Source organism: Amycolatopsis rhizosphaerae (assembly GCF_007713715.1).
Lineage (GTDB): Bacteria > Actinomycetota > Actinomycetes > Mycobacteriales > Pseudonocardiaceae > Amycolatopsis_E > Amycolatopsis_E rhizosphaerae.
The window spans coordinates 1-11,335 of the sequence record NZ_VJWX01000221.1; the positions used below are offsets into that span (position 1 = coordinate 1).

Annotated in this window: 13 protein-coding genes; 8 read left to right on the forward strand and 5 right to left on the reverse strand. The window is 72.2% G+C overall.

Annotated features, from left to right (window positions below):
* The first annotated feature begins 30 nt into the window (after positions 1–30).
* From mtlA to FNH05_RS21045, 6 genes are read left to right on the forward strand one after another with little or no spacing between them, the layout of a single operon-like run.
* Entirely contained in the window at positions 31–1,143 is a 1,113-nt protein-coding gene (gene mtlA, locus FNH05_RS21020) for a mannitol-specific PTS transporter subunit IIC (protein ID WP_144590422.1), read from the forward strand.
* 34 nt (positions 1,144–1,177) lie between these two features.
* A complete protein-coding gene (locus FNH05_RS21025) occupies positions 1,178–1,486 on the forward strand; it encodes a PTS lactose transporter subunit IIB (protein WP_144590423.1) in 309 nt (102 codons plus the stop codon).
* Complete coding sequence (locus tag FNH05_RS21030) at positions 1,476–1,931, forward strand: PTS mannitol transporter subunit IIA (RefSeq protein ID WP_144590424.1); 456 nt, start codon at positions 1,476–1,478, stop codon at positions 1,929–1,931. The genes FNH05_RS21025 and FNH05_RS21030 overlap by 11 nt, the downstream gene beginning before the upstream one ends.
* Positions 1,928–2,986: a zinc-dependent dehydrogenase gene (locus FNH05_RS21035; RefSeq protein WP_144590425.1), complete on the forward strand. Its 1,059-nt coding sequence runs from the start codon at positions 1,928–1,930 to the stop codon at positions 2,984–2,986. Before FNH05_RS21030 ends, FNH05_RS21035 begins: the two co-directional genes overlap by 4 nt.
* 31 nt (positions 2,987–3,017) lie before the next feature.
* Positions 3,018–4,676: a phosphoenolpyruvate--protein phosphotransferase gene (gene ptsP, locus FNH05_RS21040; RefSeq protein WP_144590426.1), complete on the forward strand. Its 1,659-nt coding sequence runs from the start codon at positions 3,018–3,020 to the stop codon at positions 4,674–4,676.
* Positions 4,677–4,722: 46 nt separating this feature from the next.
* Positions 4,723–5,007: an HPr family phosphocarrier protein gene (locus FNH05_RS21045; protein ID WP_144590427.1), complete on the forward strand. Its 285-nt coding sequence runs from the start codon at positions 4,723–4,725 to the stop codon at positions 5,005–5,007.
* Between the two features lie 167 nt (positions 5,008–5,174).
* Here the strand turns inward: FNH05_RS21045 and FNH05_RS21050 are convergent, their stop codons facing one another.
* Both FNH05_RS21050 and FNH05_RS21055 read right to left on the reverse strand, forming a co-directional pair.
* Positions 5,175–6,290, reverse strand: a complete 1,116-nt coding sequence (locus FNH05_RS21050) for an epoxide hydrolase family protein (protein WP_144590428.1) — start codon at positions 6,288–6,290, stop codon at positions 5,175–5,177.
* Between the two features lie 128 nt (positions 6,291–6,418).
* Positions 6,419–7,030 carry a TetR/AcrR family transcriptional regulator gene (locus FNH05_RS21055; protein WP_144590429.1) on the reverse strand — a complete coding sequence of 204 codons (612 nt, stop codon included), beginning with the start codon at positions 7,028–7,030 and terminating at the stop codon, positions 6,419–6,421.
* Positions 7,031–7,200: 170 nt separating this feature from the next.
* Between FNH05_RS21055 and FNH05_RS21060 the strand changes: the two genes are divergently transcribed.
* Both FNH05_RS21060 and FNH05_RS21065 read left to right on the forward strand, forming a co-directional pair.
* Positions 7,201–7,953: an SDR family oxidoreductase gene (locus tag FNH05_RS21060; RefSeq protein ID WP_144590430.1), complete on the forward strand. Its 753-nt coding sequence runs from the start codon at positions 7,201–7,203 to the stop codon at positions 7,951–7,953.
* The gene (locus tag FNH05_RS21065) at positions 7,950–8,729 is read left to right on the forward strand and encodes an SDR family oxidoreductase (RefSeq protein WP_144590431.1); all 780 of its coding nucleotides are present in this window, start codon (positions 7,950–7,952) and stop codon (positions 8,727–8,729) included. The genes FNH05_RS21060 and FNH05_RS21065 overlap by 4 nt, the downstream gene beginning before the upstream one ends.
* 144 nt (positions 8,730–8,873) lie before the next feature.
* Here FNH05_RS21065 and FNH05_RS21070 read toward each other — a convergent pair whose 3' ends face one another.
* The 3 genes from FNH05_RS21070 to FNH05_RS21080 form a co-directional block, all read right to left on the reverse strand.
* Positions 8,874–10,565 (reverse strand): sodium/solute symporter, encoded by a 1,692-nt coding sequence (locus FNH05_RS21070; RefSeq protein WP_144590432.1) that lies wholly within the window; start codon positions 10,563–10,565, stop codon positions 8,874–8,876.
* Positions 10,562–10,912, reverse strand: coding sequence for a hypothetical protein (locus tag FNH05_RS21075; RefSeq protein WP_144590433.1), 351 nt, complete (start codon positions 10,910–10,912; stop codon positions 10,562–10,564). The genes FNH05_RS21070 and FNH05_RS21075 overlap by 4 nt, the downstream gene beginning before the upstream one ends.
* Positions 10,909–11,335: LytTR family DNA-binding domain-containing protein (locus FNH05_RS21080; protein WP_144590434.1), on the reverse strand; the 427-nt coding region annotated here is incomplete at its 5' end. The genes FNH05_RS21080 and FNH05_RS21075, both read right to left, overlap by 4 nt.

Consider the following 11,335-nt stretch of genomic DNA (forward strand, 5'->3'; position numbering starts at 1 on the left):
CACCACCCCCTCCAGAAAAGGAAGCCAACGATGACTACCACTACGGAGCGCGAAGAGGAAGCCACTCCCTCGAGGGCCGAACGCGCGCGGGTCGCGATCCAGCGGTTCGGCGGCCGGCTCGCCGGCATGGTCATGCCGAACATCGGTGCGTTCATCGCCTGGGGCCTGATCACCGCGCTGTTCATCCCGAGCGGCTGGACGCCCAACGCGCACGTGGCCGTGCTGGTCGACCCGATCATCAACTTCCTGCTGCCGGTCCTGATCGGCTACACCGGCGGCCGGATGGTCCACGGCCAGCGCGGTGCGGTCGTCGGCGCGGTGGCCACGGTCGGCATCGCCGTCGGTGCGTCGATCCCGATGTTCCTCGGCGCGATGATCGTCGGTCCGCTGGGCGGCTTCCTGATCAAGCTGTGGGACGAGAAGGTCGGCAGCCGGACCGCGCCGGGCTTCAAGATGCTCGTCGACAACTTCAGCGCCGGCATCATCGGCGGCCTCATGGCCGTGCTGGGCAAGCTGGGCATCGGCCCGGTGGTGCAGGGCATCACCAAGGCGCTCGGCAGCGGGGTGCAGGCCCTGATCGACGCCCACCTGCTGCCGCTGGTCTCGATCCTGGTCGAGCCGGCCAAGGTGCTGTTTCTCAACAACGCGATCAACCACGGCGTGCTCAGCCCGCTGGGGGTGGCCGCCGCCCTGCACGACGGCAAGGCGATCGAGTTCCTGATCGAGCCGAACCCGGGCCCCGGCCTCGGCATCCTGCTGGCCCTGACGTTCTTCGGCGCCCGCACCGCGCGCGCCACCGCGCCGGGCGCCATCGTCATCCAGTTCCTGGGCGGCATCCACGAGATCTACTTCCCGTACATCCTGGCGACCCCGCGCCTGATCCTCGCCGCGATCGCCGGTGGCGCCTCCGGTGTCGCCGTGTTCAGCCTGACCGGCGCGGGACTGACGGCGACACCCTCGCCGGGCAGCATCATCGCGGTCCTCGCGGTGACGCCGAAGGGCGGCTACTTCGGTGTCGTCGCCGGTGTCGTCGTCTCGGCCGCGGTCGCGTTCGTCGTCGCGGCGGCACTGCTCAAGTTCGGCCGGGACGCCCGGCGGGAAGAACGCGCCGCGGCCGTCGCGGCCGGTGGCACGGTGGCATGACGATCATCGCCGATCGAAGGAAGGGAACACGGGAATGAGCAGCATCGAAGGCACCGAAGTCAGGAAGGTGATCATCGCCTGCGACGCCGGCATGGGCAGCAGCGTGATGGTGGCGTCCCAGCTGGCCAAGCGGCTGAAGCCCTACTCCGTCAAGGTGGAGCACACGCCGGTCAACGAGATCCCGGCCGACGCCCAGGTCGTGCTGTGCCAGACCACACTGGTGAGCCGGGCCCGCAAGGCCAACTCCTCGGCGGTGATCCTTGGCTTCCAGAGTTTCCTCGGCGACCCGGTGTTCGACCGGGTCGAGCAGGCGATCCGGGACGGCGGTTCCCTTGCCGACTGACGCCGCCATCCTCAGCGCCGAATCGGTGCTCATCGGCTGTGCCGCCCCCGGCCGGGACGACGCGATCACCCAGGTCGGCCGCAAGCTCCTGGCGCTGGGGGCGGTGGAGCCGCAGTACCTGGACGCGATGCACGACCGTGAGCGCTCCGTCTCGACCTACGTCGGCGAGGGTGTCGCGATTCCGCACGGCACCGACGAATCCCGCCGGTTCGTGAAGCGGACCGCCCTGGCGGTCCTCCAGTTCCCGGACGGGGTCGACTGGGACGGCAACGAGGTCCGGCTCTGCGTCGGCATCGCGGCCAAGGGATCGGAGCAGGTCGGGATCCTGTCGTCGCTGGCCCGGATCCTGATGGACGGCGAGCGGGCCCGGCAGCTGCGTGAAGCACCGGACGCCGACACGATCCTGCGAGTGTTGAACGAAATGGACGAGGAGTTCCCCCCATGAAGGTGGCACGTTTCTACGCGCCGGGCGACCTGCGGGTCGAAGACGCCGACGAGCCGGCGCCGGGCCCGGACGAGATCAAGATCCGGGTGCACAACACGTCGACCTGCGGCACGGACCTGAAGATCTTCCGGCACGGGCACCACCACATCGACCCGCCGCGCGTGATCGGCCACGAGATCGCCGGTGAGGTCGTCGAAGCCGGCTCGGACGTCTCCGGATGGGTGCCGGGCGACCGGGTCCAGGTCATCGCCGCGATCCCGTGCGGCGAGTGCCGTCAGTGCCGCCGCGGCTTCCCGACGATCTGCCCGAACCAGCTGTCGATGGGCTACCACTTCGACGGCGGGTTCGCGGAGTACATGATCGTCCCGCACCGGGTGCTGCGCGTCGACGGGGTCAACCGGATCCCCGACGGAGTCAGCTACGCGGAGGCCTCGGTCGCCGAGCCGCTCGCGTGCGTCCTCAATGGACAGACCTTCGCCCGGGTCGGCGATGGCGACGTCGTCGTGGTCGTCGGGGCGGGCCCGATCGGCTGCCTGCACGTACGGCTGGCGCGGGCCAGGGGTGCCTCCGCGGTCTACCTGGTCGAGCTGAACCGGCGCCGGCTCGACATGGCGGCCGGCCTGGTCAAGCCGGACGCCGCGATCTGCGGCGCCGAGGTCGACCCGGTGGCCGCGATCCTCGAGCTCACCGGTGGCGACGGCGCCGACGTGGTCATCACGGCCGCGGCGGCGGGCAAGGCGCAGGAGGACGCGCTGAAGATGACCGCGCGCCGCGGCCGGATCAGCTTCTTCGGCGGCCTGCCGAAGGACAACCCGATCATCGCGTGCGATTCCAACCTGGTGCACTACCGCGAGCTGACCATCTACGGCGCCAACGGGTCCAGCCCCGAGCACAACCGCCAGGCGCTCGAGCTGATCTCGACGGGCAAGGTCCGGGTCGACGACCTGATCACCCACCACCTGCCGCTGCCGGAGGTGCTGCGCGCGATCGACATCGTCAGCAGCGGCGAAGCGATCAAGGTGACCATCGAGCCGGGTGCGACCGGCGCCGCCTGAGCGAGGGCCCCGAACGAGGAGGTGACCAGAGGTGGTCGACGAACTGCGCGGAAACCCGGCGAGCCCCGGTACGGCCGCCGGACCGGTGGTGCGGCTGGCCCCTCCTCCGGTGCTGCCGGAGGCCTGGGACGTACCGGCGGCACCGGAGGAGGAGCTGGCGGCCGCGTCCGGAGCGCTCGAAACGGCGGTGGCGGACCTGGAAAAGCGCGCCGCTTCGGTGACCGGCGAGTCGAGGTCCATCATGGACACCCAGATCGCCATGGCACGGGATCCGTCCCTGCGGACCGGGATCCGGGCGGCGGTGCACAACGGCAGGCCGGCGGCGTGGGCGATCCACGAAGCGTTCGGCAGGCACATCGCGGCACTGGAGAGCCTCGGCGGCTACCTCGGGGACCGGGCGGCCGACCTGACCGACATCCGGGACCGGGCGATCGCCGCCGCGCTGGGCCTCGCCCCGCCGGGCATCCCCGCGGTGGACGGGGCGTTCGTGCTGGTCGGCCAGGACATCGCCCCGGCCGACACGGTGCTGCTCGACCCGGCGAAGGTGGTCGGCATCGTCACGGAGAAGGGCGGGCCGACCAGTCACACGGCGATCGTCGCCCGGGCGCTGGGCATCCCCGCCGTGGTCGGCTGCGCGGGTGCCGCGGGCCTGGCGGACGGGCAGACGGTCGCCGTCGATGGCACCCGCGGCACGGTGCTCGCCGACCCGGGCGAGGACCACCTCCGCCGGATCGCGGCGGAATCGGCCGCGCTGAGCGAAAAACTCGCCCGGCACCGCGGTCCCGGCGCCACCGCGGACGGGCATCCGGTCAAGCTGCTGCTCAATGTCGGCGGCGCGGGTGGAGCGGCCGCGGCCGCCGCGGCCGACGCCGAAGGGGTCGGGCTGTTCCGCACCGAGTTCCTGTTCCTGGACCGGACGGAAGTCCCGACGGTCGAGGAACAGCGGGCCGCCTACGGGGCCGTGCTGCGCGGCTTCGCCGGCCGCCCCGTCGTGATCCGCACGCTGGACGCCGGTGCCGACAAGTTCGTACCGTTCGCGAACACCGGCGACGAGCCGAACCCCGCGCTCGGCGTCCGCGGCTATCGCGTCGGCGTGCGCAATCCGGAGCTGCTCACCGCGCAACTGGAGGCCATCAGCCTGGCGGCCGCCGACCACGGCGCGGACGTGCGGGTGATGGCCCCGATGATCGCGACCCCGGCGGAGGCCGCGGCGTTCTGCGAGCTCGCCCGTTCGTACGGGATCGGGACGGCAGGCGTGATGGTCGAGGTGCCCGCGGCGGCCATCCGGGCCGCGGACATCCTGGCGGAGGCCGACTTCGTCAGCATCGGCACCAACGATCTCTCGCAGTACACCTACGCCGCGGACCGGCTGCTGGGCGAGCTGGGGGAGCTGCTCGACCCCTGGCAGCCGGCGTTGCTGGCGCTCGTGGCGAACGTCGCCGCGGCGGCGCGCGACGCCGGGAAGAGCGCCGGCATCTGCGGCGAGGCGGCCGGCGACCCCGGCCTGGCGCCGGTGTTCGCCGGCCTGGGGATCACCAGCCTGTCGATGTCGGTGTCCGCGGTCCCCGCGGTGCGTGCGGCGTTGAAGGACTACACGGCCGGGCAGTGCGAAACCCTGGCCCGCGAAGTGCTGTCCGCGCCCGACGCCCCGACGGCACGCAAGATCGTCGAAGAGTTCCGGACCGGTTGAAAATCACGACACCAGCCGCGCGTTTTCGCGAGAGGGGAATTTCTCGATGTCCAGTAGGAAAGTGGTGATCGGCTCGCCCGTCGGGCTGCACGCCCGGCCGGCGAAGCTGCTCGCGGACCTCGCGGGGCGCCAGCCCGTGCCGGTGAAGATCGGCCGGAGCGAGGAGGGGCTGGTGGACGCCGCCAGCATTCTGGCGGTGATGGCGCTCGGGGTCCGCGGCGGCGAAGAGGTGCTGCTGACGGCGGAAGGCGAAGGCGCGGAGGAAGCGGTGACCGAGATCGCGGCACTGCTGATCCGCGATCTCGACTCGGCCGGACAGCAGGCCGGCTGACCTCGCCCCGCGCGGGCACTTCCCGTGAGGGGTCCCCTCACAGTCGTCACGGCCAAGGCCCCGGCAAAGTCGTGTGAGTATTGGCCGTGAAGGGTCCCTTCACAGTCGATTCGACTGTGAAGGGACCCTTCACGGCTTGCCCAGCCCCTCCGGCCGGGGGTGAGGGGCTAGGCGGGCAGGCTCTGGAAGAAGGTGCGGACGTCTTCGGCGAGGAGGTCCGGCTCCTCCATGGCCGCGAAGTGGCCGCCGCGGTCGAACTCCGTCCAGTGCACGACCGGGAAGCGCCGCTCGGCGAGGGACCGGATGGGCGGTGAGATCTCCTTCGGGAACACCGCCACCCCCAGCGGCACCGGCAGGGGTTCCTGGCGGCCCCACACCATCGTCGGTTCCTTGTACAGGCGGGCGGAGGAGCCCGCGGTGCCGGTCAGCCAGTAGATCATCACGTTGGTCAGCAGCTGGTCGCGGTCCACCGCGCCCTCGGGCAGTTCCGGGGTGTCGGTCCAGCGCTGGAAGCAGTCCACGATCCACGCCAGCTGTCCCACCGGCGAGTCGTGCAGCGCGTAGGCCAGGGTCTGCGGGCGGGTGGACTGGATCTTCATGTACCCGGACAGCTCCCGCAGGTACCGTTCGCGGCCGCCCAGCCGCTGCCTGTCCCGCTCGCTCAGGTCCGCCACCTCGGCCGGGTCCCCGCTCGGGACGGTGGACAGCATGGTGACGTGCACACCGGCGACCTCCTCCGGTGCGACGCGGCCGAGTTCGAGGGAGATCAGCGAGCCCCAGTCGCCACCCTGTGCGCCGTAGCGGCGGTAGCCGAGCCGGCGCATCAGCTCGGCCCAGGCCCGGGCGATGCGCTCGACGTTCCAGCCGGTCTCGGTGGTGGGCCCGGAAAAGCCGTATCCCGGGATCGACGGGAGCACCAGGTGGAAGTCCCGCGACAGCGGCTCGATCAGTTCGAGGAACTCGGCCACCGAGCCCGGCCAGCCGTGCGTGATGATCAGCGGCAGGGCGTCCTCGCGAGCGGAGCGGACGTGCAGGAAGTGGATCTCCTGCCCGTCGATCCGCGTGGTGAACTGCGGAAACGTGTTCAACCGCCGTTCGTGGCGGCGCCAGTCGTAGGAGTGCCGCCAGTACCCGGTCAGGTCCCGCAGGTACCCCAGCGGGACGCCGTAGTCCCAGCCGGTCCCCGGCAGCTGGTCGGGCCAGCGGGTCAGGTCCAGCCGGGCGTGCAGATCGTCCAGCTGGGACTGCGGGATGTCGACGCGGAAGGGTTCGATCAAGCTCATGGACCGACCGTAGGGCCGACAGCGGCCGGAAACCGTCCTCAATCGCGGATTTTTCCGGGGGAGGAGGTTACCGACCGCTTAGTATGTGAGGTAGCGTGTTCGTCGTGGCAAGGACGCTGTGCGGAACGTCAAACGGTGGCGCCGAGCATGCGCAGCACCAGGTCGCCGTACTCGCGGCCCAGCGCCTTGGGCGTCTTGCCGGTGCGGCTGCTGTACCAGCGCGCCACGTCCACCCCCAGCGAGAGCACCGCGCGCGCCGCCGTGCGCAGGTCGGTCACGGTGAACACGCCCTTCTCGACGCCGTCGGCGATCACGTCGCGCACCAGGTGCTCGATGCGGCGGCGCAGGTCGGCGACCTCGGCGTACTCCTTCTCCGGCAGCGCCTGCAGTTCGTACTGCACCACGCGGGCCACGGTGTGCCGCCGCGCGTGCCAGGCGACGAAGTCCTCGACGATGCCGCGCATGCGCTCCTTGGCGCCGCCGCCCCCGGTGGCGACGCTCTCGACGAGCTTGAGCGTCTGCTCGTGCCCGCTGTGACTGATCGCGAACAGCAGGGCCGCCTTGGACGGGAAGTGGACGTACAGCGCCGCGGGGCTCATCCCCGCGGCGGCCGCGATGTCGCGGGTCGTGGTCGCGTGGTAGCCGCGGTCGGCGAAGGACTCGACGGCGGCCAGCATCAGCCGGCGGGCCGCGTCCGGCTGCACGTTCGGCCAGAGTTCGGCGGACAGCGAGGTGGTCATCGCGAGATCCTCCCAGGATCGGGCCGCTTCGTGGCGGACTTGACACGGCGGTCCGGCTGCCCACAGTGTAAGCGGGCGCTTAGCACTGTGGTCCTCCGGCGCGGGCCGAGTCTTCACGACTGCCGGGACGGCAGCCGGGTAACCCAACGGATCGGACAGGAGAGAGCAGAGTGAACTCGTTCAAAGACCGCGTGGCGATCGTGACCGGGGCCAGCCGTGGCATCGGTCTCGGCATCGCGCGCGAGCTGGTGCAGCGCGGGGCGAAGGTGTGCATCACCGCCCGCAAGCCGGAGCCGCTGGCCGAGGCCGTGAACGAGCTGGGCGGCCCCGGTGTGGCCATCGCCGTGCCGGGCAAGGCCGACGACCCCGCCCACCAGGACGAGGCGGTCGCCAAGACCATCGAGGCGTTCGGGCGCCTGGACATGCTGGTCAACAACACCGGCATCAACCCCGTCTACGGCCCCACCCTCGACATCGACCCCGAGGCCGCCGCCAAGATCCTCGCCGTGAACGTGCTGGCTCCGCTGGCGTGGACCAAGCGGGCGCGCGACGCCTGGATGGGCGAGCACGGCGGTTCCGTGGTCAACGTCGCCTCGATCGCCGGGCTGCGGGCCTCGCCGGGCATCGGCATGTACGGCGTGAGCAAGGCGGCCCTGATCCGCCTGACCCAGGAGCTCGCCGTCGACCTCGGGCCGAAGATCCGGGTCAACGCGGTCGCCCCCGCCGTGGTCAAGACCAAGTTCGCCACCGCACTCTACGAAGGCCGTGAGGAGCAGGTCGCCGCGGCCTACCCGCTCAAGCGGCTCGGGATGCCCGAGGACATCGCCGGCGCGGTCGCCTTCCTGCTGTCCGACGACGCGGGCTGGGTGACCGGGCAGACGATCGTGCTCGACGGCGGCGTCACCCTCGGCGGTGGCCTGTGAACCTCGACGGTGCCGGGGTCGTGATCACCGGCGGTGGCGGCGGGATCGGCGGGGCGCTCGCCCGGCGCTTCGCCGCCGCGGGAGCCCGGCTGGTCGTCGCCGACCTCGACGGGGACGCGGCGGCCAGGGTGGCCGCCGAGGTCGGCGGCGTGCCCGTCGCCGGGGATGCCGCCTCCGAGGAGGGCGTCGAGCGGCTGATCGCGGCCGCGAAGGCCGAGCTCGGCGCGATCGACCTGTTCTGCGCCAACGCCGGGATCGCGCCGTCCGGCGGGCCGGAAGCCCCGGAGGAGACCTGGGCGCGCGCGTGGGACATCAACGTCATGGCGCACGTGCGGGCGGCCCGGCTGCTGCTGCCGGACTGGCTCGAGGCCGGGCGCGGGCACTTCCTCGCCACCGTGTCCGCGGCGGGCCTGCTCACCAGCCTCGGCTCGGCACCGTACGCGGTGACCAAGCACGGCGCGCTCGCGTTCGCCGAATGGCTGTCGGCCACCTACCGGCACCGCGGGATCACCGTGCAGGCGGTCTGCCCGCAGGGCGTGCGGACCGCCATGCTCGCCGAAAGCGGCCCCGGCGGGCAGCTGATCATGGGTCCGTCGGCGATCGAACCCGGGCAGGTGGCCGACGAGGTGATGAAGGCGTTCGAGGACGGGCGCTTCCTGATCCTGCCGCACCCCGAGGTCGCCGGTTTCTACGCGACCAGGGCCACCGACACCGACCGGTGGCTCGGCGGCATGAACAAACTGCAGCAGAAGGTCGAGCAGCTCCCCACGCAGTGAGCCGGTTCGAGCGACTGCCGTGAAGGGTCCCTTCACACTCGATACGGCCAGGGCCCCGGCAAAGTCGCGTGAGTGTTGGCCGTGAAGGGCCCCTTCACAGTCGATTTGACTGTGAAGGGACCCTTCACGGCGCCCGTCAGGCCCTCACGGGACTGGGCGGGTGGCGGGGGCCGGGTCGTCGTCGAGGTGCAGGCGCAGCATCGCCAGCCGCGACCACGACGGCGGACGGCCCGAGGCGGACACCGCCACCATCACCGCGAACGCCAGCGGCACCGCCCACAGGGCCGGGCGCGCAACCAGCACCCCGGCCCAGCCGCCGGGAGTGGGACCGGCCAGTGCCAGCAGGATCGACCCGGACACGGCCACCAGCCCGGTCAGCACCCCGGCGATCGCCCCGGGCGCGGTCAGCTTCGGCCACCAGATGCCCAGCACCAGCAGCGGGCAGAAGGTGGCCGCGGCCACGGTGAAGGCCGAGGTCACCAGCACGTCGGCGTCCAGGCGGGCGGCGGGCAGCGCGAGCAGCACCACCCCGGCCGCGGCCAGCAGCACGCTGGTCCGCAGGGTGCGCAGCCCGCCGGAGCCCAGGTCGTGCGCGAACGCGCCGGACACCACCAGCAGCAGGCCCAGCGAGGTGGCCAGGAAGGCGGAGAACGCGCCCGCGGTGAGCAGCGCGGTGAACGCCGACCCCACCCAGCCGGAGTCCACCTGGCTGGGCAGCGCCACCACGGCGGTGTCGGTGGCGCCGGTCAGGTACAGCTGCGGCACCAGCACCTTGCCCAGCAGCCCGTAGACGCCCGGTACCAGGTAGAACACGCTCAGCAGGCCGATGGTGATCGCCGCGGTGCGCCGCGCGGCCCGGCCGTCCGGGCTGGTGTGGAACCGCATGATCACATGCGGCAGCCCCATCGTGCCGAGCACGGTCGCGGCGAGCACGGACAGCGTGCCCAGCAGCGGGTGGCCGCTGCCGCCCGCGTCCAGCAGGGGCCGCTCCCAGCCGGGCGCGCCCGGCAGGCGGCCACCGTTCGCCTGCGGAACCGGCGCCCCCGCGAGGAACAGCACATGCTGCCCGGAACCCATTTCCCGCTCGCCCGGCGGCAGGACGCGGACGGTGCCGTCGCCGTCCCGGACCGGGGTGGGCTCGGACAGCCGGAGGGTGACGTCCACTTCGAAGGTGACCTCGGTGTCCTTCGCGAAGTGGGAGAACTCCACGGGGTGCACCGCTTCGTGCCGGACCGCGGGGCCGACCTGCAGCACCAGCCACACCACCGGCACCACGAGCAGCACCAGTTTCAGCAGGAACTGGAAGGCCTGCACGTAGGTCGCCGCCCGCATCCCGCCGAGCGCGAGGGTCACGCTGACCGCGGTGCCCGCGATCACCACCCCCACCCAGTACGGGGTGCCGCTGACCATGCTGAGCACCAGGCCCGCGGTGCGGAACTGCGGGACGAGGTAGAGCACCCCGATCACCAGCACCGTGATCGCGGTGAGCCGCCGCAGGGCGGGCGAAGCCAGCCGCGCCTCGGCGAAGTCGGGCACGGTGAGCGCCCCGGAACGGCGCATCGGGGCCGCGACGAGGGCGAGCATCGCCAGGTACCCGGCGGTGAACCCGACCGTGTACCAGAGCGCGCCCACGCCGTCCTTGACCACCATCCCCGCCACGCCGAGGAACGACGCGGCCGAAAGGTATTCGCCGGATACGGCGGCGGAATTGAGCACCGGGGAGATCCGGCGGGAGGCCACCAGGAAGTCCGAGGTGGTGCGCAGCGCCGCCACCCCGCGCACCCCGATGAGCAGGGTCGCCAGCACCACCGGCAGGACCGCGAGCGCGGCGATCACCGCCGGTCCTCGATCCGCTCCGCGCGGCGCGACTGCCACCAGCCCAGCGAAACCATGGCCGGGAACGGCGCGACGCCGAGCAGCACCCAGGACACCGGAAGGCCCAGCAGGCGCATCCGGTCGAGACCGGGCCACAGGGTGAAGGCCACCGGGAGCCCGAGCAGCAGCGCGGTCAGTGCCGTCAGCGTGACCGCGGCGAGAACCCGCTGACGCCGGTAGAGCTCCAGGGCCCGGCTCGTCTCCGCCGCGTCGAGCCGCCGCGCCCGCCAGGGCCGTCCGGAGCGGCGGTGCAGGTGGGCCAGCCGCGTCTGCGGGCTGGTGACGGCCACCCTCCGGGGCCTGCTCACCGGCCCAGCTCACCGCGCTGCGCCGCGCGCAGCAGTCGTTCCCGCAGCTCACGGGCGTGCCGCCGGCTCACCGGGACGTCCCCGGCGCCGGTGTGGGCGAGCACACCGCCCACCGAATCGCTGCGCAGTTCGCGTACCGCGCGCAGCGCGACCAGGAAACCCCGGTGGACCCGGACGAATCCGCTGGGCTCCCAGTACTGCTCCAGACGTGCCATCGGCATCCGCACCTCGTGGGTCCCGCCGAGCGTGTGCAGCCGCACGTAGTCGCCGCGCGCCTCGACGAACTGGACGTCGTCGCGGCGGACGTACCGCGTGCGGCCGCCTCCGTCCACCGCCAGCGCGGGCAGGCTGTCCACCGGGGGCGGGGGCGCGGCGGGGAGGACCCCCGAGGTCTCCGCGCGCAGGGCCTGCACCATCCGGTTC